General features: G+C 36.1%; 20 protein-coding genes and 2 pseudogenes. 18 read left to right on the plus strand and 4 right to left on the minus strand.

Annotated features, from left to right (window positions below):
• The first annotated feature begins 534 nt into the window (after positions 1-534).
• From AC2VNP_RS21620 to AC2VNP_RS21655, 8 genes and pseudogenes are all read left to right on the plus strand, one after another.
• Entirely contained in the window at positions 535-1005 is a 471-nt protein-coding gene (locus tag AC2VNP_RS21620) for a hypothetical protein (RefSeq protein WP_486919428.1), read from the plus strand.
• A gap of 283 nt (positions 1006-1288) precedes the next feature.
• Complete coding sequence (locus AC2VNP_RS21625; RefSeq protein ID WP_486919429.1) at positions 1289-2551, plus strand: ATP-binding protein; 1263 nt, start codon at positions 1289-1291, stop codon at positions 2549-2551.
• 457 nt (positions 2552-3008) lie between these two features.
• Positions 3009-3236, plus strand: coding sequence for a hypothetical protein (locus tag AC2VNP_RS21630; protein WP_486919564.1), 228 nt, complete (start codon positions 3009-3011; stop codon positions 3234-3236).
• A gap of 153 nt (positions 3237-3389) precedes the next feature.
• A complete protein-coding gene (locus tag AC2VNP_RS21635; RefSeq protein ID WP_486919430.1) occupies positions 3390-5363 on the plus strand; it encodes a putative thiazole-containing bacteriocin maturation protein in 1974 nt (657 codons plus the stop codon).
• On the plus strand, positions 5351-7291 hold the full coding sequence (locus AC2VNP_RS21640) for a TOMM precursor leader peptide-binding protein (RefSeq protein WP_486919431.1): 1941 nt from the start codon (positions 5351-5353) through the stop codon (positions 7289-7291). Before AC2VNP_RS21635 ends, AC2VNP_RS21640 begins: the two co-directional genes overlap by 13 nt.
• Before the next feature lie 23 nt (positions 7292-7314).
• The gene (locus tag AC2VNP_RS21645) at positions 7315-8898 is read left to right on the plus strand and encodes a SagB family peptide dehydrogenase (RefSeq protein ID WP_486919433.1); all 1584 of its coding nucleotides are present in this window, start codon (positions 7315-7317) and stop codon (positions 8896-8898) included.
• A gap of 184 nt (positions 8899-9082) precedes the next feature.
• Positions 9083-9202, plus strand: a pseudogene (locus AC2VNP_RS21650) (tRNA-dihydrouridine synthase); the annotation flags it as partial.
• A gap of 331 nt (positions 9203-9533) precedes the next feature.
• A complete protein-coding gene (locus tag AC2VNP_RS21655; protein WP_486919435.1) occupies positions 9534-10439 on the plus strand; it encodes an oxidoreductase in 906 nt (301 codons plus the stop codon).
• Between the two features lie 137 nt (positions 10440-10576).
• On the opposite strand, the gene AC2VNP_RS21660 is transcribed toward AC2VNP_RS21655, so the two are convergent.
• Complete coding sequence (locus AC2VNP_RS21660; protein ID WP_486919436.1) at positions 10577-12235, minus strand: hypothetical protein; 1659 nt, start codon at positions 12233-12235, stop codon at positions 10577-10579.
• 583 nt (positions 12236-12818) lie between these two features.
• On the opposite strand from AC2VNP_RS21660, the gene AC2VNP_RS21665 reads away from it, so the two are divergent.
• The 6 genes and pseudogenes from AC2VNP_RS21665 (at position 12819) to AC2VNP_RS21690 (ending at position 18414) form a co-directional block, all read left to right on the plus strand.
• Complete coding sequence (locus AC2VNP_RS21665) at positions 12819-13274, plus strand: hypothetical protein (RefSeq protein WP_486919437.1); 456 nt, start codon at positions 12819-12821, stop codon at positions 13272-13274.
• A gap of 1025 nt (positions 13275-14299) precedes the next feature.
• Positions 14300-14806 (plus strand): GrpB family protein, encoded by a 507-nt coding sequence (locus AC2VNP_RS21670; protein WP_486919438.1) that lies wholly within the window; start codon positions 14300-14302, stop codon positions 14804-14806.
• A gap of 273 nt (positions 14807-15079) precedes the next feature.
• Positions 15080-15564, plus strand: a pseudogene (locus tag AC2VNP_RS21675) (GNAT family N-acetyltransferase).
• 717 nt (positions 15565-16281) lie between these two features.
• Positions 16282-16446: a hypothetical protein gene (locus AC2VNP_RS21680; RefSeq protein WP_486919440.1), complete on the plus strand. Its 165-nt coding sequence runs from the start codon at positions 16282-16284 to the stop codon at positions 16444-16446.
• A gap of 34 nt (positions 16447-16480) precedes the next feature.
• Positions 16481-17917: an NADP-dependent isocitrate dehydrogenase gene (locus tag AC2VNP_RS21685; RefSeq protein WP_486919442.1), complete on the plus strand. Its 1437-nt coding sequence runs from the start codon at positions 16481-16483 to the stop codon at positions 17915-17917.
• A gap of 119 nt (positions 17918-18036) precedes the next feature.
• Positions 18037-18414: a Na-translocating system protein MpsC family protein gene (locus tag AC2VNP_RS21690; RefSeq protein WP_486919444.1), complete on the plus strand. Its 378-nt coding sequence runs from the start codon at positions 18037-18039 to the stop codon at positions 18412-18414.
• Positions 18415-18645: 231 nt separating this feature from the next.
• Here the strand turns inward: AC2VNP_RS21690 and AC2VNP_RS21695 are convergent, their stop codons facing one another.
• The gene (locus AC2VNP_RS21695) at positions 18646-19266 is read right to left on the minus strand and encodes an NAD(P)-dependent oxidoreductase (protein ID WP_486919446.1); all 621 of its coding nucleotides are present in this window, start codon (positions 19264-19266) and stop codon (positions 18646-18648) included.
• 175 nt (positions 19267-19441) lie between these two features.
• On the opposite strand from AC2VNP_RS21695, the gene AC2VNP_RS21700 reads away from it, so the two are divergent.
• Positions 19442-19924, plus strand: a complete 483-nt coding sequence (locus AC2VNP_RS21700; protein ID WP_486919448.1) for an immunoglobulin-like domain-containing protein — start codon at positions 19442-19444, stop codon at positions 19922-19924.
• A 226-nt stretch (positions 19925-20150) separates the two neighbouring features.
• Here AC2VNP_RS21700 and AC2VNP_RS21705 read toward each other — a convergent pair whose 3' ends face one another.
• On the minus strand, positions 20151-20906 hold the full coding sequence (locus AC2VNP_RS21705; RefSeq protein ID WP_486919449.1) for a CPBP family intramembrane glutamic endopeptidase: 756 nt from the start codon (positions 20904-20906) through the stop codon (positions 20151-20153).
• Between the two features lie 322 nt (positions 20907-21228).
• Here AC2VNP_RS21705 and AC2VNP_RS21710 point away from each other — a divergent pair, with 322 nt between their 5' ends.
• From AC2VNP_RS21710 to AC2VNP_RS21720, 3 genes are all read left to right on the plus strand, one after another.
• Positions 21229-21951 (plus strand): hypothetical protein, encoded by a 723-nt coding sequence (locus AC2VNP_RS21710; RefSeq protein ID WP_486919450.1) that lies wholly within the window; start codon positions 21229-21231, stop codon positions 21949-21951.
• Positions 21952-22278: 327 nt separating this feature from the next.
• Positions 22279-23445, plus strand: coding sequence for a YncE family protein (locus tag AC2VNP_RS21715; protein ID WP_486919451.1), 1167 nt, complete (start codon positions 22279-22281; stop codon positions 23443-23445).
• A 302-nt stretch (positions 23446-23747) separates the two neighbouring features.
• On the plus strand, positions 23748-24299 hold the full coding sequence (locus tag AC2VNP_RS21720; RefSeq protein WP_486919566.1) for a uridine kinase family protein: 552 nt from the start codon (positions 23748-23750) through the stop codon (positions 24297-24299).
• Between the two features lie 105 nt (positions 24300-24404).
• Here the strand turns inward: AC2VNP_RS21720 and AC2VNP_RS21725 are convergent, their stop codons facing one another.
• On the minus strand, positions 24405-24968 hold the full coding sequence (locus AC2VNP_RS21725) for a cysteine hydrolase family protein (protein WP_486919453.1): 564 nt from the start codon (positions 24966-24968) through the stop codon (positions 24405-24407).
• Positions 24969-25003 lie beyond the last annotated feature (35 nt).

Here is a 25003-nt window from a genome sequence, read left to right on the forward strand (position 1 = left end):
ATCTATGCTTTTAAAAAGTGAAGAAGGGTCTACTGTTTCCATATTACGAAAAACTAAAATCCGTTATTTAGGTGTCCACTTTCTTGACATAGGTCCACTCAGTCCGTTCAATCGTGAAATTATCGATTTTATCACAAATAGAGGCCTCTCAGTCCGCTTAGCAAAGGAAAGCTGACTATTTAAGCAAAGGGGACGGTTCTCATGCTTTTGTTGTTTTGCTAAACGAAAGAAGCCCAAGAACTGTCGCTATACATCTAAGGATAATTGACAAAATAAAGAAAAAAATATGTAGAGTACAATGATAAAAAATGGTAAATTTAAATCAAGCACCGATGGGTAGGTGCAAGTAAGGGAAGTAAATTCTAAGCAAGATGAAATGGGTTATTGGTCTTTGTACTCTATAAAGAATACGTGAGTATAAAGATTTTTTAATAACAAGATAGTTCTGTAGGACAGAAGTAAAGATCGTAGTGGCGGGAAGACCCCGTTTAGCCTCATGTTTCAATATTTCTTTTAGTAAAGTTAGGTGAGGAAATGGCATTTATTGTTTTCGGTATTTTGTTAGTTGGATTATTTGTCTTATTACTGGGTGTGGGTGGCAAGCAATTATACAAATTGAATCATGAGGAGCGAGAAGATGTGATTAGGCAAGTATATCATTATGCTGTGGCGTTCATTACTTTAGTAATGGTGATTGGCGGGGGTGTGTTTTCTTTTATGGCGGTGGCAGACTATGTTTCACCAAATGCTTATGTAGAGTCATTTGAAGATTACAAAACGATGAGAGAATACCACCCGAAATTCGAAAATAGTGAAGTTAAGAGAGAAGAACTCAGTGAGGAAGAACTAAGAAGACAATATGATGCGATGGTTCAACAGCAAATTGAAAATAATAAACAACGTGCTTTAAATAGCTTTGTTAAAAGTTTAGGGTGGATTATCATCCCACTTCCTATCTTTGTATTCTTTCAACGAAGAATTAGCCGAGAAAAAGGAATTAAATGATTTAAAAGAAAAACTATGAATATCTAAAATGATGACATGCAAATATTGAGACACACCAATTAGCACAAGGATTGGTGTGTTTTTTTATTGTTGTAATAGAGTGAAGGCGCACCGTCTTATTTAGATGACATGAATACACATTCTCCTACTAGAGCCTAGAATGTTAAAGGGGTTTCCATCAGATGCAATGGTAGTCCTCTTCAAAATCTACTAAAAAATCCCTATTTTATTTAGGAATTATGTGATATGTTTAAGAGAATTACAAGGAAATCAGGTGCTAATCATGGAAAATCTACTTATTAATATACTTTTTGTTTTATTACCTATTTTAATCTTCCAACTCTTTTATATTAATACAGATTTAAAGTACAAAAACATCATACTAGCTACCGTTTTTAGCATCTCAATCATGATATGTATGAATTTCCCAATTGCAAACTATGAAGGCCATTTATTTGATTTAAGGTATATTGCATTTGTATTAGGAGCTCTTTATGGTGGAAAAAAGGTTGCTATTTTCCTTTATTTTGTCATCTTATTTTACCGGTTTTATATAGGTGGCGCAGGTTTTTATATTGCCTTCATCGATAGTACTTTATTATTGATTATTCTATTATTTTTACTAATACCCAAATATCAAACATATTCTCTCAAAACAAAAATTAATGGCACGATGGCTTTGCTTGGACTTAGTGCTATTATTAGCTTAATTTCTTGTCATACATTATTTGGCTTTATCCTTCACGCTCCAATTGTTCTATTATCTTCCTTTATTGTTGCACAAGCTTTAACCATGGGTCTTTCTGTTTATTTTCTTGAATACTTAATTACAATCGACACGCTGAAAAAGCAACTATATCATAATGAAAAATTAAAAAGTCTAAGTGAAATGGCGGCTAGCATCTCTCACGAAGTCCGAAATCCGTTAACAGTCACAAGAGGGTTTATCCAACTACTTAAAAGTCCAGGTATTGATGATGAGAAGAAGAATACTTATTTAGACTTGTCTCTTCAAGAATTAGACCGTGCGGAAACGATCATTTCAGATTACCTTACGTTTGCAAAGCCACATGTCAATGTTGATCTCGAATTATTAAATATTACCGATGAGATGAACTATGTTGCGAATGTGATGCAGCCTTATGCATTAATGCAAAATGTATCGATAAAAAAAGAATTTCTCGTAAAAGATAGCTATATTTTAGGAAACAGAAAACAATTCCATCAATGCTTAATTAATTTATCAAAAAATGCGATTGAAGCCATGCAAAACGGTGGAAAGCTAGAGTTTAAAGTAACCAAAGAAAATAGAAAAATAACTTTACAGCTGACTGATAATGGAGTAGGCATGTCCACTGAACAAATTGCACGTTTAGGCGTTCCTTTTTTCACAAATAAAGAAAAGGGTACTGGTCTAGGAACAATGGTCGCTTTCAGTATTGTGAAAGCAATGAAGGGAGATATAAAGGTAAATAGCAAAATGAACGAAGGAACTACATTTACTATTTCGATCCCAGAGAGTGTAAGTAAGTCAACAACAAACTAATCTTGTTCGTTCTATGAATTTACCTAAAATGAGAGCCGTTAGCGAGATAAAGGAAATAAATGTTATTAAATAGGAACTATGATTATATGAGATATTGCAAAGCAAATACGTGAGACACACCAATTAACACCATAATTGGTGTGTTTTTTATTACTGAAATATAAGGGAGTTTTCTGGATTCATGCACGAATGAAAACGAATCATTATCGAAAATGTATTTCTACATAGCCCAATAGACGGTCCCATCAAAAGATTTAGGCACTGACATCAGTAACAATCACCTAAAAGGCATCATATTTTGTTGAGGAGAGTACACGGAATGTCTGATGGTTTTACATTCAAAACGTATTAATAGTTTGGCTCAACTCTCTCGTCAGGCATCGGATTAACCTGAAAAATAAATACAAAGGAGAAGAAAAAAATGAATAACTTTCAAAACCAATTGCAGAATTTGGGAATGGATCAATACCAAGTTGGTGAGTTAGTTCCTATGGATAGTGAAAATTCACGCCAACTGGGTGCGTTTGGGGGCGGCGGGTTCCATCGTTGTGGCGGTTTTCGTTGCTTCGGTTGTTTCGGTTGCTTCGGCTGCTTTAGTTGTTTTAATTGCTTTAACTGCTTTAACTGTTTTAATTGCTTTAGATGTCATAATTGTTTTAGGTGTCATAACTGTTACGGAGGTTAAACGTTCTTTCATAAATTTAGTACCTAGTGGAAAAAAGTGTCCCTGCATCGTTTATTGCAGGGGCATTACCTTTTTTTAGTTATTCATAAGGGACAAATAAAACTACATAAAATGGTAGTGCCTAATATGGTTTGATGATGAAGGAGGAGCTGAATGACAAAACTTAACGCTTCCACACGTCTGAAGGTAAAAAAAGATACGTTTTATATACCCGATCAAGAAGGTGGTGTGTATTTTAGAAATAACGAAAGCTCATTCCGTCTAAAAGGAAGTACCATTTATCAGTGGATTGAAACACTGATGCCGATGTTTAATGGGGAGCAAACATTGGGAAATTTGACCGAGGGGCTTACCGCACCGTATAAGAAGAGAGTATATGAGATTAGTGAAACGTTGTACGAGAACGGCTTTGTACGAGATATTAGTCAGGATCGGCCACACCAATTAAATCGTATGGTTGTTGAAAAGTACGCTTCACAAATTGAATTTATCGAGAATTTCGTGAACTCTGGTGCTTACCACTTTCAAGAATATCGTCAGGCTAAAATTTTGGCTGTAGGAGCTGGTCCGATTTTAGTTTCATTGGTGGGGGCATTACTCGAATCAGGACTACCTAAATTCCATTTTTTATCCACTCAATCGACACCTACAAACCGAGCCAGGATCGAAGAAATGGTGGACAATGCCCGAAAAGATGATCCGGACGTTGAAGTAAAAGAGGTCCCTTTTCAAAAAGGCGAGTATAGAAGTGCTTGGAAAGAAATAGTGCAACCGTATGATTGTGTATTGTATGTTTCGCAGGATGGAAATGTAAATGAACTAAGAAATCTTAACGTTGTTTGCAAAGAGGAAAGGAAGGTATTTCTACCTGCCCTATGTTTGGAGCAAGTAGGGCTCGCGGGTCCGATGGTTCACCAAGAATCTGAGGGATGCTGGGAGTCTGCCTGGCGTCGCCTTCATCAGTCTGCTGTTCAAGAAGGTCATCAGACTGCCAATTTCTCTTCGACAGCTGGATCGATTTTAGCAAATGTCCTCGTATTTGAATTTTTCAAGAAGGCTGTAGGAATTACAGGTCTAACTCAGAATAACCAAATTTACTTACTTGATCTTGAAACATTGGAAGGCAACTGGTTATCTTACCTCACACACCCGTTGGTTACGTCTAGTCATTTAACGCCCAGGCGGATTGAAGACTTTGATTTAAAAATTAAACAGGAAGTGAACAGAACGACTTCACCTAGTACTCTATTGGAATATTTCAGTCGATTAACTTCCGAAGAGGTAGGAATTTTCCATTCATGGGACGAACGGGATTTGCCACAGCTTCCTTTGGCCCAGTGTTATGTTCAAGCCGTTAACCCGAGGAGTGACGGTCCAGCAACACTTTTATCAGAAGTTATTTGTGTTGGTTTTACACATAAGGAAGCCAAAAGACATGCCGGGCTGACAGGCATTGAAATGTATGTTTCACAATTAATCCATTCACAAGAAAAGCGCTTTAAAAATGAGAAGGATCTGATGGACTCTAGCATTCCAGAAAGTGGTATGGGCATCGGCGCAGGGCAAACAATAGAAGAGGCTGTATGTCGAGGACTGCAAAACTATTTAGATGAAAAGTTGAGGGAAAGAAAGGTTGAACAACCGAATTTGCTTTTTGAACTGGAGCCAGAAACAATAGAAGATCAGCAATGTAGATACTATTTAGATGCGTTGACTTCTTTAAATGGTCCACCGAGTATCGAATTAAGAGAGGATATTCTGGGCTTCCCAGTCATACGGATTAGGTCAAATAATCAATGGTTTACTAGGGTAGGTTTAAATAGAACGTTGGCATTACGCTATGCGTTAGAACAATCACTTTTAAATACTCCAAACGAGGTGAATTCACTGGAAAGGCATGAAAGGGTGCCTACCGATTTTGTTGAAAAAAAGAAATCCAAACTCAAAATTCCTTCTTGTAAAGGAATGACTCCATTAGAGCTCTTACAATCCTCCATTCAGGTCTTAAAACACTCCAGAAAACGTTTAGATATTTATGATCTATCATTCGAACCTTTTTTAAAGCAGGAACTAGCAGGGGTGTTTGGTGTAAAGGTTCGAGAGGAGGAATACAAATGGCAGCCCTAATTCTATTGGATGGAAGTGGTTTACTAGCAGAAACGGTCTATCATCAATTGGCCGAAAACTATCACATAAAACGTCAAAGTATCGTAGAAGACCTTCCGGATAAAACTGAATTAGCACTGGTGCTCCATGATTCCTGGCATCCATCTGTTTATCAAAAAGCAGAAGAAAGATTCAGGGAGGCAGGTATTCCATGGCTTCGAGGTTTCATTTCATTTGGCGAGGGAATTATTGGTCCTTTCGTACGCCCCGATACTTCGGGCTGTTCGAGTTGTGCTGATATGCGACGTATGATAGCGGGACCTGATCGTCAAGAAATGTGGGAGTTTCAAAGGAAAATGCCGGCAGAAGAAGGGGGACTGCAAGACGCTTGGGCAACACGAATCGGACTGTCACAAATGGCAGCTTTGATCAGTAATGAAGTACAGAGCATACTTCAAGGTGAATCCAGTAACTTAGAAGAAAACATGTACATTACCAACCTAAGAACGTTATCGACCTCACGTCACTTTTTCTTGCCAGATCCATCATGCCCGATGTGTAGTTCATTACCCGATGATACATCAGAATTAGCGCAAATCCGGTTGAAATCCAGTCCTAAAATCAATGGTGGCGGTTATCGCACCCGTTCGATCGATGAATTAAAAACAGTACTCGTCAGGGATTATCTTGATTATCGTACGGGGCTGATGAATGGGAAAATGCAAGATATCAAGCTGCCTTTTGCCGATGTGTTAGTGAACATGCCGCTGTTTGGAGGCGATGAGGGGGTAGCAGGGAGATCTAATTCTTATGAAATGAGTGAGCTGACTGCTATCTTAGAAGGGTTAGAACGATATTGCGGAATTGAACCACGAGGCAAAAGAACAGTCGTTCGCGATTGTTATCGTCAGTTAGAAAAGAACGCAATGAACCCGACAAGTGTTGGTGTACATGAAACAAATCAATATGAAAAGCCTAATTTTCCTTTTAAACGATTTACACCTGATGCTCCAATGAATTGGGTCTGGGGTTACTCGTTCTTACAAGAACGTCCGATTTTAGTTCCAGAGTTACTGGCCTACTATAGTTTGGGCTGCGGAGATGGCTTTGTCTATGAAACATCAAACGGATGTGCACTTGGGGGGACTTTAGAAGAAGCCATTTTCCATGCCATTATGGAGGTTGTCGAGCGAGATTCGTTTTTGATCACCTGGTATGCAAAGCTGCCCCTCCCACAGCTTGATCTACGTTCAGCTAACGATATCGAATTACAGTTGATGGTTGACCGTATTACTGAAGTTACCGGTTATGACCTTTATTTTTACAATTCGACGATGGAACATGGGATTCCAAGTGTTTGGGCAGTGGCAAAAAACAGAAAATCCAAGGGAGTACACATTATTTGTGCAGCAGGTGCTAACCCTGATCCCATTAAGGCTGTAAAAAGTTCGATTTACGAGCTTGCAGGAATGATGTTTAGGGATGACGAAAAATTGGAGAAAAACCGACAGACATATGAAAAGATGCTTCAAGACCCGTTTGCGGTACGTACGATGGAGGATCATGGTATGCTGTACGGTTTAAAAGAAGCAGAGGAACGATTCAATTTTTTATTGGATGGTCAACGTCCGTTACGTACATTTGCTGATGAATTTCAGGAGCCGCCGGCCAATACTGATTTAAAAGATGATCTTCAGGAGATCCTTCAGACGTTCCGCCGATTAAACCTTGATGTAATTGTAGTTGACCAAAGCTCGTCTGTAACCAAACGGAACGGATTACACTGTGTAAAAGTATTAATTCCAGGGATGTTGCCAATGACATTCGGCCATCACCTCACCCGTGTGAAAGGGTTGGAGAGGGTCCTCAACGTACCTATGCAACTAGGTTATGAGAAAAAACCGTTAGTGTATGAACAGCTAAATCCATTTCCCCATCCATTCCCATAGTGGAAGAGAAGGAGGACAACGAGTTGGAGCTAGAAACATTTCTACATCAATTGCATTTTGAAACGGATAAAATCTTTCCCCCCGAATGGGAGGTAGATTGGGGAGATGCGCCACTTCCGTATAAATTGTACAGAGGTTTACCATCAATCCCACTTTCTGCAGAAGTACCCTTAACGCTCGAGAAGAAAGAAGAGGATCAAAACCCGAGCCTTGAAGAGCTTGGTCATTTTTTATGGTATGTATATGGCCTTACTCAATACTCTCAATCTCCTGTAATGGACGGAACAGAGAATAAAAGCGCTAGATTTACTCAGTCTTTACGGAGATTTGTTCCTTCTGGAGGAGCGTTGTATCCTAATGAACTATATGTTTATGTAAAATTGGATAGCGTTCCCGAAGGAATTTATCATTATGATGCAGCGCATCATCGACTCGTTTTGTTACGAGAAGGAAATTACGATACCTACTTATCTAGAAGTCTTGAAAACGGTCTTCCTCTTTCGGATTGTTTTTGCATCGCTTTTGTCTCAACTGTTTTTTGGAAAAATTTTTATAAATACAATAATTTTTCCTACAGACTCCAAGGTTTAGATGCTGGTGTGGTCATTGGGCAATCATTAGAAGTGGCTCATCAGATGGGGTTCTATTCACGGGTATGTTATCAATTTCTTGATCGGTCTATTAATCATTTACTTGGGTTATCCGAACAGGAGGAAAGTGTATATGCTGTTATCCCATTCAGTATGAAACCATCCATTACTTGTATGGACAATTCTCAAAAAAGCGAAGTAATGGTTGCTGCATCTGAATTGTGCCAGGAAGTTCCTGTGTTGAATCATGATACCTATAATCGTTCAAAAAACGTTATTGATTATCCCGTGCTGAAAAAACTGAATGAAGTATCGATGTTTGAAACAACGAAGTCATTTTTGAAACTAAAAAATCATAACTGTGAGAAACTGGCGTTAGATAGGGAGATGGTCTTGTTGCCAGATACAAAATCCTTATCGTACGATCTCGCATCTGTTTGCCGGGAGCGGTATTCTCCTGATATTAATTTTAGTTTAGGAGAAGTGAGCCAAACGCAGTTAGCTACTTTGCTAAAAGAGACATTTTCTTTCTCGTACTACAATGACCTGGACGATACAGAGGGAAAGGTTGAGACTCGTCTTTCTTTGTACGGCAGTTTTTATAATGTAGAGGGAATTCGTAATGGTGCCTATTCTTATGATAATGGCACTCATGCCCTTCGGAGAATAACCGAGGGGGATTATCGGGAGTTATTACAATCTGGATTAACGCTTCCCAATGTCAACCTGTATCAAGTTCCACTCTGTATGCATCTGGTTGGAGACAAGGGTCACCTCAAAGAGAGATTAGGGTATAGAGGATACCGTATTCAACAAATGGAAGCGGGCATTCTTGTGCAACGGCTGCTCTTGGTGTCAGGTGCTTTAGGAATGGGAGGCCATCCGTTGTTAGGATTCGATGCAAACCAATGTGATCAACTTTACAGGATCAATCCGAAGGGAAAAACCAGCTTGATCCAAATTCCCATCGGACCATATCGTCCCCGCGCCTGGTTAAAAGGGAGATTACTTAGCTAGGTGAAGGAAGATAACGCACTAGGTTTTATGCAAGAATGGATTTGTATAATCTAGAGGGTTTCATTAGTATTGAACTGAGCAAAATCATTGAAGATTGTAAAATGCCTCCTTTATGCAGTGAACAAACTATGCATTAAAGGAGGTTTGATTTAAACCGAAAATATAATTCTACAATGTTGTGGGGATAAAGAAACTTCGTGACCAGGTAGCGCCAGATACACTATTGATGATCAATGGCGATATTCTTGATCGTCAAACTGGGTTGAAGCCCGCCAAACAATATGGTGTGGATGGGATCATGATAAAAAATCGTGCATGATTGAAACGTGCACGATATAATAACAAATGATAATAATACAATTTTTCGACAGATAACAGACACCAGAATCTAAGATTTAAATCCCAAAGGTAAATTCTTGTGTAATTCTTGTAATAGAGCTAAAGAAAGTTCCATCTGATTATATTCATGAGCCGTGTTTATTTCCACTTACAGTTAGATTGGAATAGTTGATTAAATTTTAGACAGAGAGAAACTCCACAATTCGTTGGGGTATGAACAAAGCCTCCTCTATGGAAGTTTCACTTCATAAAAATCATAGAATATTATTCCTCTTAAACAATAAGGAGTGTCCCATATGTCTAATAAAATAGTAATCATTACAGGTGCAAATAGTGGATTAGGTTTTGAAACAGCGAAATATTTTGCTAGTACAAAAGATACAGTCATTATGGCAGTAAGAACGATAAATAAAGGTGAACAAGCAAAGAAAAAATTGCTTCAAATGTATCCCAATGGTCGAATCGAGGTCATGAAGCTAGATTTAGCAAGCTTATCAAGTATACATGGGTTTGTAGATGAATTTTCAAAAAAATATGAGAGAGTAGATCTATTGATCAATAATGCTGGCGTCATGATTCCTCCATATACAAAAACAGAAGATGGTTTTGAGCTTCAGTTTGGTAGTAATCATTTAGGTCATTTTGCATTAACAGGACTGCTGCTTCCATTACTCGAAAATGGAGAGTATTCTCGTGTGGTAACACTAAGCTCCATAGCACATCGAAGTGGGGTCATCGATTTTGAGAATTTGGACGGTTCTAAAGGTTATAAAGGGATGAAATTCTATAGTCAAAGTAAGCTAGCTAACTTATTGTTTGCCAAGGAGCTAGATGATCGTTTGAAAGAGAATGGGTATAAAACGATTAGTGTCGCAGCACATCCTGGCGTATCATCGACCAATCTCTTTAAAATAGGAAAAGAAACTACACCCTGGTATATCAAACCCCTCATGAAAATAATTGCTCAGTCTGCTGAACAAGGTGCTTTACCTACAATCATGGCAGCAACAGATGAGAAATTAGTGGGCGGAGAATACATCGGTCCGGACGGTCGAGGCAATCGTACCGGGAAACCGACAATCGAAGTACCTAAACCAACCGTCTATAACAAAGAAACGATGAAGAGGTTATGGGATGTATCAGAGGAGCTAACATCAGTTCGTTATGACTTAAATTACAAATATCATAATATTAGCCAGTAACCCCCATCTTTAACGAGTGGGACGAGTAAGTGGGGGATGAATGGCTCTTTTTTTTATTTTTTTCTATCGGTAAAAATATGAAATCTTAGAAAAGCGTTACAAATATACGTTCGTTATATAAGACGAATTACACGTTTCTAATCTTGTATGTCTTTTATATCCCTATAGTTGTTTCTCTTTTTTGTAAATAAGATTGCATGCCCCCAGATAAAGTCAAAAGGAGCTGAAGCAACTTTGGTTTTTTGATTGACATAACTTCTTATGACTACAAAAGCATCTTGATTGTTGTCAACCCCATATGCTGATCCTTGAGGGTTGCCAGTACTATAAGGAATAATAATTTCATTGCCTTCTGTGGTACTTCTTGCCATTTTGGCTACATAATAGAACTTATCATTTTTAAACCATTCAGGAAAATATTCATCGGCAGGATACTGAAATTCATTTGTAAACGCGGTTCCTGCAACGCCATTCCAGAGATCATCTCCGTATAAACCAAGGTTGAGATATGTTGCAAATCCCGTTTGAGTGTTGTTGACACCATATATAATCACAAAATCATCATCGGTAGCTAATTGAAAGGTTTCCGTTTTAACATAGATTGTATCTCTGTTATCAAGCCAAACATTGACATCCTGTAATATCCCCTCATAGGCATCAGGTATAGCGAGATTAAAATCCAAATCCACAATATCATATTCCGGATGTCCGTACTTACTAATAATTTGATTTCTCAGGTAATCCAGTGTCTCTCTTGCTCTTGGGACAATTTGAAATTCAGTCGTACCTGTCTCTCTTATTTTAAGTGATGGTATAGGCCAAGGTTTTGTAGTAGGATAGGGGATTTTGGGGGTAATACGCAACACCGTAAAATACTCATCAAGATTGGAAATGTAATCCCAGCCAATATCCGGATTTTGAAAAATGGCAGCTCTCGTGAGAAACTGAAAGTGATCTTTGCCTCTTTCTAGTCCCATTCTGACTAGGTCCATAGGGATAATATCATCGTTCATGATACCCGTGTTAAAGCCTGATGCAACAAGAGCATTACGCATTTGCTCATTAATTCCTTGGTCTGCAGTGGTAATGATAATTGTGGAACTGGCAAAGGGATTTCCGGGGCTTCCATAAGGTGTACTATTAGTCCAGATAAAGTTGTTACTTATTTGATCCCCCAGGCTGGCACCGATAAAGTGATAAAAACCAATACGTTGATCCCCTGTTGTAACTGTATCACTGTAGTCCTTTTTAGGTTTATTTTCAACAAATCCCAGATAACTTCTAAAACTAAAATAAACTGACGGTGGCGGTGTCTTTCCAATTAAAACAATTGCCTCGTCAGGACGCAGCTTATAGTACACCCCCGTCATTGCATAATCAATATTGGGTGGGTAATTATTTGGGTCGTCAGGATTATAGCCACTTGGTGGTCGCTGCCCAGGTGATGGTTCCTGATTTGGTGCAGGGGGAAGGAGATAGGTTGCATAGGGTGCTCCTACAATATTCCCGAAAGCCGAGTCAACTTTACCTTCACTGGCCAGCTTTAATATATCAATATATCTTAAGTTTCCTTTCTGTACAATAAAACCTCGTTCTTCTAAGTTTGAGATAAAATTACTTATGCCGTCTTGTTCATTAAAGTAAGGGTTATAGATTGGTGTGTTGCCCCAGTGAGGAGATGGGTATGTTTTGTAAGTAGTATTATGCATATTAGGTGGGTGATACATTGTTGGGGGAATGCTGTAAGGATAGTAGCAGGGATTATACATATTATACATTCGGATCATTCCTTTCATATAACTTAACAATATAAATTGGGCTATGGTTAGGAAAGGTAACCTAAACTACTGTATTATAAGGATGTGAAAATGAAAGGGAATTTTGAGATGAAATAGATGCTTGGATTTAACACTAACACTAACACTGATATGTAACTTTAAAATTAGCTGCTAATACTTTCCTGCCATACTCCTTTGAGTCTTAACAATGATTTAATATAATGTTTACCCACCCCATTCGTTTTGTGTTATCCCGCTTTATTTTATTCCTTCAAATATTTGTACTATAACTCTTTTATTTATGATTTCAGCTATTAAAGTAGTATGATGAATGGTGGGTTGCTTCAAAATTTATGTTGATAAAGCGACTTTAGTTGGGACAGCCCTATTTGATATTATTTGAGATCACGTAATCCTATAAATAATAGAGAGAAGGTTAGTTCCAATGATAAAGCAATACAAGCTGTAACCACTCTTTTGTCATAACGAATAAGGAAATGACATTGCATTTTAAACTAAGTAGGATTGATCAGCTTATATATAATTGTTTTGGGTATTCCAGAGAAATGCTCATTTAAACTGCGAACCAAATAGATTTAGGATGATTGTATTAAGAATTTACGTTCCGAGTATAGGCTATGATAAAACAGGAGGTCTCGATCTTCCCTTTATCACTTATAGTTCAGAAAAAGATAAAGGACACCGAACCCATTGTAACTTTGAAAGTAGTAGTCTTTATTCTGCAGCGTTGCAAAATACAAACCAGAAGAACAACAATCAACAGAATAAAATGGATTTTGATGACTTTATTAATTTAAATTATTTCGCTAATAATAATAGAAATAACATAAAGATGGATTTTAGACAGGGTTACGATTTAACTTGGAAGCGATTTGAACCAAGATTTCTTCAACCTGAAGGCAATACGGTCTATACCCTTTCCAACCTAATTGACAGGGACCCCGATAAGTTGTTGTTTATTCGCTGGAAAGCTCCTACATTCCCGGATAAGTATCGTAATTTCGTAATCGTAGGCGATGAAGATATGCAATATTAGAGTATGAGTTTTATAACACCAATTGCATATCGAAGTAAACTTGATAATCAAGACTAATTAGTAGTTAAGTGAAATTTGTTTGTGAATGAATGTACTCTAACTCATTTGAACAGATATAGTAAAGAGTGTTGGCACATCATGCCAACACTCTTTCTCAATACTCATTCCATTTAACCGTTATTGTTCTTAGAAGCGGGCCTGAATTCCTGCGAATAAGCGAGCATTTAAGAGTATACCGAATCTATCTGACCCATTTTTTAAAGTTCCCGTGTAAATTACATTATTACCCGCTCCAGGAACAAAATGATTAGATCCTTCTGGAGGAGCAGTAAAGCGGATTCTCGAGCCTCGAGGTATAGTTGCGGTTTGTTGCATCCCAATTAGCACCAGGCATAAAAGGGTTCGTACTTCCTGGATCAGGAATCAAATCACGTCCCACTACTGAATCAACTAAACCATGAGATGGAATACTAGCTATATTAAAGGTAAAATGTCTTGTATAGGGATCACAATTTCCGTTTTTGGATCAACTCATACGGAAAAGTATAATAGCTGGCGTTGTGGTCCCCTAGGAAAAAATAAGTGTTGCTTGGTTGATAAATCCAATTTTGATGGGGACCCGGAATGGGAACATTAGGAGAGGTATGGTAAGTTTGACTTGGCGATAATGGTGGGCTTGGAACTATATTTGGGTTAAACTGAGTTGGAACATAAGGATAGACTTGGTAGTAGGATTCTGTGATAAAGGTGAGTATGGACCAATATTATAATTAGGTTGGGATGTTCTTAGAAGGAGTAAAGTAATAATGTTGTGGTTGTGTAATAAAATTAGGACCAGCTTGTCTAAAATATAAACTTCTCACGTTAACATTCACACCTTCTTGTTTTCTTTAATAATGTATGCTGCCATTATAAACCTGTGTAAAATGACTATGTATTTTTAATCTTTAGCTAACCGGTACCCCGTTAATTGAATAACAACGAGACTTAAGCTATTCCAATGTGAAAATTAAAGGAGGAATAAGATGTTAGGCTTACCAAAAGGAGAGGTCTTCTTAGTTCCTTGGACAAAAGAGTGGAACAAAGAATTTTTATTAGAGAAAGAAAAAATACAAGGTACACTAGGTGAATACATAATGAATATTCATCACATTGGAAGTACATCAATAAAACTTTTAAGTGCAAAACCAATAATTGACATAGCCATAGAAATCATAGATTTTAACGATGGAGAAAAAACTTCCTCACTATTAGAGAAGTTGGGCTATTCGTATAAAGGAACAAACATTTTGCCTGATAGACATTATTTTAGTAAGGGTGAGCCAAGAACCCATCAAATCCACATGTATCAATGTGGAAATAAATATTTACTTGAACAGATAAAGTTTAGAGATTATCTGAGAGATCACGATGAAGCAAGAATTGAATATGAACGGCTCAAATTTAATATAGCAAAGTCGTATAAAGGTAATAAACATAAATACGCAGAAGAGAAAACTACTTTTATTAAATCAATTTTAGAAAAGGTTTAAAAAGGTATCTTTACTAAGCAAAACGGAAGGGATAGCTTAATAAAGGCTATCGCTGTTCTGCTAACGAGGCAGATTACTATTGTATTGATGATCTGGTTACATATCTAACCAGGTCTTTTATTTGTTTTCAAAAATTTTCTATTCATGTTTAGTAGAATCTTAAAAATTTACTAATTTAGTTAACGGAGCAGTTTAGTGAAGGACCAGTCTAATTCTTTTAAATTTGATTATGGTATAATCTCAAAACAGGTAAATGTTGTAGGGGAAATCTATATGAATTTTTCAATTCGCGAGATGCTTCATGATGATATAAAACAAGTACAAGATGTGGCGAAAAAGACTTGGAATGCTACATATGAAGGAATAATTCCATTAGATGTTCAAAGAAATTTCCTGAATGTGGCTTACAATGATGAAAGAATGAAACAACGATTAGAACGCTCTTTTCTCTTTGTAGCCGAATTCGTGGTAGAGTTATTGGTTTCGCTAACTTTTCACCAGTAAGAGAAAATGGAAAAGTTGAATTAGCTGCCCTTTACCTTTATCCAGAATACCAAGGAAAAGGGATTGGTTCAGCGTTGTTACAACAAGGAATTAAGGATTTAGACGGGATAAAAGAGATTTATATAAATGTAGAAAAGGATAATAAGATAGGCAAGGCATTTTATGATGCAAAAAGTTTTGAAGTTGTTCAAGAGTTCGATGATGATTTCGATGGACATATCTTAAAAACGGTGCGAATGGTATTAAAAGTATAGATATTAAAATAACGGAAGACGTTTCTGTGATAAGTAGGAACGTTTTTCTTTTTTCCATGTGTAAGGAAATTAATGTTAATAGCTTATAAATTAACAATTAGTCATTATAGTGGGGGTCGACCCTTTTTCTCTAATCTTTATATTTTTTCTATTGACAGATTTTTTATCTATGCTTTAAAATAAAATTAATAAATAAATTAAAAATAATCTCTTATATAAAGGGAGTTCTTCAAAAACTTTCGTTAAAGTTAGTTGAAGGAAAACCGACAATTCTCAAAATCAATGGTTATTTCCATTGTTATTGAATTGTCGGTTTTTTTTATAAAAATTTTAATATAGAAGCGCTTAAATGTTGAACCGCGGAAATGTTATCTAAACCAAAAGGCTTGGAATTATAAAAGTATAGATCATCTCCACTTGCTATATGTATTAGGAATTTAATTAAATACTTAGGGAGATCTTTAAACCATTTTCATGAGTTAAAGATAAACCGGCATGTTTATCAAGATTTAGATTCTATGATGGAACATGCCTTTTTTTGTGGAGAAAGGGGATTACTAGATTAAATGCACCCCTTACATGAATAATAAATCAGCCTTATCCACGATGCATGGTAGTAACTGGCTTTAGCGGATCCATTCTATGACTTATTAAATGTTTCTATTATATTACGCAAAATAACTAGTTTTATAGACTTTTGAAGGGAGGTGAAACAGTTTGGATTGTCAGGTTTGTAATGGTCAAGGAGATTTACCTGTTAGTTTGTCCAATGATAAAAATAATCAGTCAAAACAAATAGAAAATTCAATAAGTATAAGTTGTTATGAAACAGGCTATGTTGTATGTTTTCGTTGTGAAGGTAGCGGTCGTATCGAGGAATAGATAAAAAATTAGTATACATATGGAGGGATTATTGATGAATAAAACACCAATAACAGTAGCTTATGGAGATGGAATTGGACCGGAAATTATGCAAGCAACTTTAAATATTTTAGAGGCAGCAGGAGCACAGCTTGATATTGAGGAAATTAAAATTGGTGAGGAAGTATATAAAAGTGGTATTACAACAGGGATGGAGCCTAAGGCTTGGGAATCATTAAGAAGAACGAAGGTATTTCTAAAGGCACCGATTACAACACCTCAGGGTGGGGGTTACAAAAGTTTAAACGTAACGACTCGAAAGGCGTTAGGTTTATACGCAAATGTAAGACCTGCTAGATCTTATCATCCATTTGTAGAAACAAAACACCCTAAAATGGATGTTGTTATTATTCGTGAAAATGAAGAAGATCTTTATGCTGGAATAGAACATAGACAAACTAGTGAAGTTTATCAATGTTTAAAACTTATTTCACGTCCAGGTACTGAAAAAATTATACGTTATGCATTTGAATATGCACGAAGCCAAGGGCGCAAAAAGGTTACATGCTTTGTAAAAGACAATATTATGAAATTAACTGATGGTCTATATACAAAGATTTTTAATGAAGTAGGTGAGGAATATCCGGATATTGAGAAGGAACATTGGATTGTGGATATTGGAGCTGCAAAATTAGCTGATACTCCAGACCTATTTGATGTAATTGTTATGCCAAACTTATATGGTGATATTCTATCCGATGTTGCAGCACAAATTTCTGGTTCAGTTGGGATAGCTGGATCTGCTAATATAGGTGACCAGTGTGCAATGTTTGAAGCTATTCATGGATCAGCACCACGTCGTGCAGGACAAAACTTAGCTAATCCGTCGGGTCTTCTTCAAGGAGCTGTCCTCATGTTACAGCATATCGGTCAAGCTGAGGTTGCAGAAAAAGTTCAAAATGCTTGGCTTAAGACTCTAGAGGATGGAATTCATACTTATGATATTTTTAAAGAAGGAATTAGTAAAGAAAAAGTGGGAACGAAGGAATTCGCAGAAGCTGTTATTGAAAGAATTGGCCAGGAGCCACACACACTAACACCTATTTCCTACAAAGAAGCATTGCCATCTCAGATTAAACCAAAAGAGTTACCACAGGAAAATAAAGAATTAGTTGGGGTAGATATTTTCCTTGAATGGAACCAAGGTGCACCAAATATGTTAGGTGATAAACTTGCACAATATCAGGTAGAAGGACTTAAGCTTCGCGTTATTACAAATAGAGGTGTAAAAGTTTATCCTGAAGGTTTCCCTGAAACATTTTGCACGGATCATTGGCGTTGCCGTTTCTTAGATGAGAATGACGAAACAATTTCTCCAAGTCAAGTAGCTGAACTATATTCAAAGCTAGTAGCTGAGGGCCTGAATTGTATTAAAACTGAAAACTTATACACATTTAATGGTGAGGCTGGATATTCAGCAGTACATGGATAATAATATAATATTTTAAAGGTCTGGGTGATTTTTGCCTGCACCTTTTATATACCTTGTAGGAAAACTTTGCAGATTAGAAAACATATAATTAGAATATTTTCTTTGTTCCGGAGGTGTATATGAATATAACAAAAGAAACTTTTGAGTCAGAGATAAGTAACTCAATAACAGCATGGGAAAAGGATTATCTTGGGTGTGAGTCTGTATCTGTAAAGGTAGATATATTACGAGATATGATTATTGTGACCGTACAAGGTGTTCTAACACCAGCTGAATATACCCTTTGTGAAACAAAAGAGGGAATGTTAACGGTAAAGAAAATTCGTTCGAAATTAATTGAATCAGGTATAGACGACATTAAGGAGATTATATCAACTATTACTGGAGAAAAAGTGAAGAGTTTTCATACTGATATCTGCTCTCGTACAGGCGAACGAGTGATGGTATTTAAATTATTAAATAATATAGAGAAAAACAGTAATATAATAAGGAAATAAAGGGCAATTCACAGTTTCCAGTTTATAGTCCGACGGGGTTTATAGTTAGTATTTTTAATGATGGGTTCTATTTTATTTAGAGCCCTCTTTTTTGTATTTTTTATGTTAACATTACGAATATATATGGAATTTTATGCAAAGTTTGATCTTAACAAACGAAGCAGTTTTAAAAAAAGAGATGTTAATTCCTTACACATCTCTTTACTTATAATTCCTTGTGATTGAATATTTTTAATAGGCAATACCTACACGTGATTTTATATAATCGTTTGATTTGATCTGTCTAAATGTAAATTCTGCTGTATCCGGTACAGATATTTCAACTCCATCCTCTGGCAAAAAATCTCGCTCTATACGATATTTGCCAATCCTTTTTCCATCCGGCAAGTAGGTAGGACAGACAATCGTCCACTCGAGTGATGTTTGTTTAAGCATATCGTAAACTTTATGATGTTCTTGCGCTGCACGGACTGACTTACGCTTTGATTCACTTGACTGATAACGCAGTAAATTTGGGGTGATTCTACTTTGCAGGATACCCGCAGTTCCTATAGTTATTATTCGTTTTATACTTTCATTTTCCATTGTTTCGATAATAAGTGGCATACTTTCTGATAGAGTGGTGGTACCATCAGTATTTAGTGCACTAATAACTATATCAACCCCATGCATTGCACGTACGATATCATCTTTATTTAAAACATTACCTTGAAGAATAGTTAAATCTGGATTATTTATTTGAATCTTCTCTGGAGTGCGAACTAATACAGTAACATGATGTCTGTCATGAAGGGCATAAGTAACTATTTGACTTCCAACTCGTCCAGTTGCACCTAAAATTAGTAAATTCATAAGAATGAGCCTCCTTTTGCACATACTAATATTTTACTATAAAAGTGATTTAAAGAAGTAATTTGAGGATTTTGTATCGACCAGTGCTTCTGTTCTGGTACTAACGGGGAGTTTAACATCTTAATAGAAACTTTATTTGGCAGTATACGTCTAATATTAAAAGGGGGGAGTTTCTATGAAGAAATATGTTTGTTGGCTATTCTGTGTGGTATTGAGTTTGATCCTTTTATCAGGATGTGGAAGTTCTAGTAATAGTCCTAAAGGAACTGAATGGGACCCTACCATATATGAAACTGTTGACAACCTTGATGGAGTTACGATGATTGCAGAGGAAGAAACGGTCTCGTCTACTGGAATGACTGTAATATTTGAGAACAAAGCTGACAAGCAATGTATCTATGGTGAATATTTTTTGTTGGAAAGGAAAGTCGAAGGTAGATGGTATCAAGTCCCTGTGGCCTTAGATGGTGAATACGGGTTTAATGATATTGGCTATGACTTGGATTCTTCAGATGTTAGTAAATGGACAGTTGATTGGGACTGGCTCTATGGAAGTCTAGAACCAGGGCATTACCGTATAGTGAAAGATATCCTCGATTTTAGAAAAGCAGGAGACTATGATAAGTACTATTTGACAGCGGAGTTTACAATTCATTAGCAAAACAATATTAAGATGTAACGAAGAATGTGAAATATTGTAGTTAAAATAAGCGATTTGAATTAATTAATTTAGCTTATTATATGGGATGATCTGGAGTTGTTGTCATGGCAGCTCCTTTTTTTATTCTCTAAAAAGTAATATCGAAGGTAATGAATACCTTCGATAAGTAAATCTTTCACAAGTTAGCATGTGAACATTTTAATGTTTGAAATGAGCCTTTCTATCATCCTAACAAAATAGCGATGAAACCAATGGTCGAAACGGCATTACATAGACAGTGAACGACGATCGCTATGTAAATATTTTTCTTTTTCCAAGCTAAATAGAAAGCAGGATAAAAGGCAATAATTCTAAACAAATTATTAAATGGAAGCCACAAATGGTATAAAGAAAATAATACAGTTACGATCAATGGTGTATAATTTCCGAATCTACTCATTTTTGCCGAAAGATAGCCTCGAAAAAATAACTCTTCGACGATCGGACCAATAAAGACATTTAGGATGAAAATAATTACACAAGTTAACAGCAGAATGTTCCTTGAATAGTATTGTGAATAATCGATATTCACCCAGTCAAAATACGGGGGTAATATGTTGAACAGTTCCTCTGAAATGGGTGCAAATAGCCAAACTTCCATTGGGGCAACAGTGATGCTCATTAAACCAGCGAACCCCCAAAGGAAAAGAGAGTATATGACAATCTTCCACCAACTTAATTTTTCGTAACGGGAGAATGCACTTTTCAATGAATAACTTCCATACTCTTTCTTACTTGCCCGCAAGATCACAAAAAGCTGGATTGGAAAGAGTATGATCAGGGCTATTAGTAGAAACAGTAAAATCGTTGGTATCGTATCGCCAAGTACATGACCAACCAATAGATAAACTAGTGTTAATAGTGAAGTTGGTAGAAAAATAAGCAGAAGTACCTTGCGCATACTTAATTGTTCATAAACGTTCTTATTTCCTGTACCCATCTAATCAATTCTCCTTAATTAAAAGCACGAAATTATCCAATGCTTCATATTCTCTCCCAGTTGGAGGTAGATTCTAGTGTTGATACATCAACCACTTGTTTGTATATATCGAAAAGTTAGCGGTGCATTTTTTAATGTCAAATTTAGGATAAATCAATAGAAGCAGTTAAAGGTAAAAGAAGTGTGACAATGTAGTGAAATAAGGAAATATTATTTTTTTAGTTTAGCTTATGATTAAAATTAACGTGAAAAATAGATAGTAGTTTTGTTTAGCGGTGAAAGGGGATATGAAAGATAAAAGAAATTTTAAGGAGCGAGAGAAATGTCCATCGACATTTTCATTATTGTGGTTTTTTTCATTACCATTCATTTATTAGCAAATAAAATCATTCCTTCTGAACATTTTAAACGTTTGCGATGGTTGTCCTTTTCAGGTGGACTAGCAGTCTCATATGTATTCGTATATGTGTTACCTTCTTTACATCAAGAACAACAAAAACTTAAAGACTATTCTAGTACGCTAGCAATGGAATCGGAATTATATGTTATTGGTCTATTGGGGTTACTGTTGTTTTATTCCCTTGAGAAATCTTTATCCTATGCACAACTCAAAGGTTCTGCAGAAAAAAACACCGTTTTTTGGCTTCAAGTTGGTTTTTACACTTTATACAATATGCTTATTTCGTATACTGTCGTCGCATCGAACGTTGAAGGTATTCAAGCCGCATTTTACGGGGCTGCAATTGGACTACACTATATCGCCGTTGCTAATGATTTATCGCTAGAAAATCCAGATCAATACAATAAAGTTGGAAAATTCGTACTCGCTTTTGGGATCTTAACTGGATGGGGACTTGCCAATTGGCTAACCGTATCATCGGTGGTGCAAGCATTTATTTATGCTTTCATTTCAGGTGCAATGATTTTAAACGTCTTAAAAAACGAGTTACCAAAGGAGCGCAATGCTCACTTTCTATCGTTTTCCTTGGCTATCGTTTCTTACACATCGATTACATTAACACTTAAATACTTTTTTGAGTGGTGATAACTGTATCTCAAAGTATATTATCTTTTATCTATTTTCGCCGGTCCCAATTGTTAAATAACCAATTATATCTATTCATCAAGTATGAATTGAAAAAAGAGAGAAGGATGAAAAACAGCATGCAAAAAAGATAGGGAAGCAGATGTAATTACTGCTATCCTATCTTTTTTCACCGTTGTTACATATAAATATCAAGGAACTATGAAAAAAGTGTAACAATCCATTGAAAGCGAAAAATAAAAACTTTTATGTTGTGATAGTTATCACATGAAGGTTTTTATTCACCCTTTATACTTCCTTATAAAGGTATAGGGAGGAGAGATGAAAATGTTAAGAAGATATGTTGTGTATTTAGTAGTTTTATCATTTGTACTTTTACTTACTGCTTGTGGTGGTGAAAACACTTCTGAAAGTAAAACAATAAACACAGATAACGAAGAAACGAGTAGCAAAGAAGCGGGTGCTGACAAGGTAGAAGGTGAACAAGAAGAAGTCGTTGAAGAAGATTCTGAAGAATTATACATTGTTGCAGTTGCCAATGAAAAAGAGGAAACACTTTCTGTCATTTATTATCCAAAGGAAAGACAAGAAGTGATTGAACTTGATGGACAAGCACATAATCTAGAAGTGAATGTTGAGTCAGAATTAATTTGGGTAACGATTAATCCACCACATAGTCATCATGACCATGATCATGGTCATGATGAAGATGGATCGAGTGATCATCATGGGCATGAGGATGACGGTCATGGGAATAGTAAGGAAAAAGTTGTTGCCTATGATTTAAATACGTTAGAGAAGATGGAAGAGTATGTTGTTGGAAGTCACCCAGCTCACGTGACGATCACTGAGGATGGAAATACAGTTGTTGTAACCAATTCAGGTGATAATACGGTTACAATTATTAATCGAACTACAGATGAAACTGTTAATATTGATGTAGGGGATTATCCACATGGGGTAAGAATTTCACCTGATCAACAATATGCTTACATAGCAAATATGCAGAGTGCGGATGTAAGTATCATAGACTTACAGACCAATGAGGAAGTTAATCGCGTTTTTGTTGGAGAAGGAGCGGTACAAACTGGTTTTTCTCATGATGGAAAATATGCGTTTGTTGGATTACACGTAGACAATGGATTAGCTGTCATTGATACTAGCTCCCAAGAATGGATAAAAACAATCGATGTAGGAATAGGACCAGTACAGATGTACTCCGACTACGATAATCAATATGTTATTGTTGCAAATCAAGGAAGCAAAGAAAATCCATCAGATTCAATTTCTATTATTAGCCTTGATACTTTAGAGGTAGAAAAAGAAGTTCAATTAGGTAAAGGTGCACATGGTATAGTTATTTCAAAAGATAGTCGTTATGCCTTTGTGACAAATATGTTTGAGGATACAGTTTCTGTTGTTGATTTAGAAACTTTAGAAGAAACAAATCGAATTGATGTTGGGCATTACCCTAATGGAATTTCGATTAATTAAGAAGATCATAACAGACTAACCGAAATAGAAAGTTTAATTAAAAAAACGCCTCAAAAGTGAAAATTGAACTTTTGAGGCATTTTTCGTTTTTGAAGGGTCACAATTATCTCTTTTTTGATATTATTATTATTATTATTATTATTATTATTATTATTATTATTAACACTACACATAAACACATAATGGAATTGATAAAGTTTATAGACAACATAAACAATTATTATTACAACTAAAGTGGTGATATTGTGGATTTTAAATCTAAAAATGGTGAGTTTAAAAATTTCGAACAATTGGTTCGTTCAATGGATTTAATTCCTAAAAAACAATCAACCTTGTTAATTGGAATAGACGGTTGTGGCGGTTCAGGAAAAAGTACATTAGCGAATAAATTAAAGGATCATGGTTCTAACATAACTGTTGTTCATATGGATGATTTTTATTTACCAACCTCACAAATTATAAAGTTAAGTCCAGAGAAGAAGCCAATTGGTGCGGACTTTGATTGGAAACGTGTATTAAATCAAGTTCTTGAACCACTTAGTAATAATCAAGAAGGACACTATCAGAGCTATGATTGGGAGAAGGATGATTTAGTAGAATGGCATACAGTTCCCATTGGAGGAATTGTTATAGTGGAAGGTATTTATTCTATTCGAGAAGAATTAGCAGATAAATACGACTTTAAAATATGGGTTGACTGTCCACGAGAAACAAGACTTTTGCGAGGTCTTGATAGAGACGGGGAAGAAGCTCGTGATATGTGGGAAAATAATTGGATGGTCTCAGAAGACATTTATGTTAACGAACAAAAATCATTCAAAAGAGCAGACCTCGTAGTTAATGGTACTAAATAATATATCTTTTTTTGAAGATGATAATATTTAATAGTTTAAACATCACAAAAAAAGGAAGGCTGTTTTCCTAAACAATCTCCCTTTTATATTTATTCAGCTAATCTATTAGTTTGTGGTCACTTCTTGTTGAAGGAAATCCTCAGTTGAAATTACATTGGCATATATTCCGTTAAGTGCACTGATAAAAGCATAATGAACCTGCTCAGCTGGCACGACCTTCCCTTCGTAAGCTAAGTCCGTTGTAGTACATGCATCTTCAATAAGTGTGGATTCAAAACCTAGCTCCATTGCTGCTCTTACTGTGGCATCTACGCACATATGTGTCATCATACCTACAATGACTAGCTTCGTCACTCCATTTTCTACTAAGTGGCTTTCTAGTTCAGTGTTGAAAAAGCTGTTAGGCGCATGTTTGATTATAATATTTTCATTTTCTAATGGTGAGACAGCTTCGTTTATTTCGACTCCTTCTGTATTGGGAAGAAAGAAGCCTAACCCTTCGTCAGCCGCGATATGCTGGACATGAAAAATCTTTTCTTGATTATTTTGTCTAAACCATTTAAGAATTTTACCTGCATTATTAGCTGCTATTGCTGGATTGCTTAACTCCATTCTTCCATTTGGAAAATAGTCGTTTTGAATATCAATAATAATTAAAGCAGTGCTCATCTATTCACCTCATTAAAATATTTAATATAATATAA

This window comes from Alkalihalobacterium sp. TH-98 (genome assembly GCF_057473385.1).

Excerpts from the sequence above, each read along its gene's own strand:
- AC2VNP_RS21620 (WP_486919428.1), top strand. The coding sequence starts at position 535 with ATGGCATTTATTGTTTTCGGTATTTTGTTAGTTGGATTATTTGTCTTA.
- AC2VNP_RS21625 (WP_486919429.1), top strand. The coding sequence starts at position 1,289 with ATGGAAAATCTACTTATTAATATACTTTTTGTTTTATTACCTATTTTA.
- AC2VNP_RS21630 (WP_486919564.1), top strand. The coding sequence starts at position 3,009 with ATGGATCAATACCAAGTTGGTGAGTTAGTTCCTATGGATAGTGAAAAT.
- AC2VNP_RS21635 (WP_486919430.1), top strand. The coding sequence starts at position 3,390 with ATGACAAAACTTAACGCTTCCACACGTCTGAAGGTAAAAAAAGATACG.
- AC2VNP_RS21640 (WP_486919431.1), top strand. The coding sequence starts at position 5,351 with ATGGCAGCCCTAATTCTATTGGATGGAAGTGGTTTACTAGCAGAAACG.
- AC2VNP_RS21655 (WP_486919435.1), top strand. The coding sequence starts at position 9,534 with ATGTCTAATAAAATAGTAATCATTACAGGTGCAAATAGTGGATTAGGT.
- AC2VNP_RS21660 (WP_486919436.1), bottom strand. The coding sequence starts at position 12,235 with ATGAAAGGAATGATCCGAATGTATAATATGTATAATCCCTGCTACTAT.
- AC2VNP_RS21665 (WP_486919437.1), top strand. The coding sequence starts at position 12,819 with ATGATTGTATTAAGAATTTACGTTCCGAGTATAGGCTATGATAAAACA.
- AC2VNP_RS21670 (WP_486919438.1), top strand. The coding sequence starts at position 14,300 with ATGTTAGGCTTACCAAAAGGAGAGGTCTTCTTAGTTCCTTGGACAAAA.
- AC2VNP_RS21685 (WP_486919442.1), top strand. The coding sequence starts at position 16,481 with ATGAATAAAACACCAATAACAGTAGCTTATGGAGATGGAATTGGACCG.
- AC2VNP_RS21690 (WP_486919444.1), top strand. The coding sequence starts at position 18,037 with ATGAATATAACAAAAGAAACTTTTGAGTCAGAGATAAGTAACTCAATA.
- AC2VNP_RS21695 (WP_486919446.1), bottom strand. The coding sequence starts at position 19,266 with ATGAATTTACTAATTTTAGGTGCAACTGGACGAGTTGGAAGTCAAATA.
- AC2VNP_RS21700 (WP_486919448.1), top strand. The coding sequence starts at position 19,442 with ATGAAGAAATATGTTTGTTGGCTATTCTGTGTGGTATTGAGTTTGATC.
- AC2VNP_RS21705 (WP_486919449.1), bottom strand. The coding sequence starts at position 20,906 with ATGGGTACAGGAAATAAGAACGTTTATGAACAATTAAGTATGCGCAAG.
- AC2VNP_RS21710 (WP_486919450.1), top strand. The coding sequence starts at position 21,229 with ATGTCCATCGACATTTTCATTATTGTGGTTTTTTTCATTACCATTCAT.
- AC2VNP_RS21715 (WP_486919451.1), top strand. The coding sequence starts at position 22,279 with ATGTTAAGAAGATATGTTGTGTATTTAGTAGTTTTATCATTTGTACTT.
- AC2VNP_RS21720 (WP_486919566.1), top strand. The coding sequence starts at position 23,748 with ATGGATTTAATTCCTAAAAAACAATCAACCTTGTTAATTGGAATAGAC.
- AC2VNP_RS21725 (WP_486919453.1), bottom strand. The coding sequence starts at position 24,968 with ATGAGCACTGCTTTAATTATTATTGATATTCAAAACGACTATTTTCCA.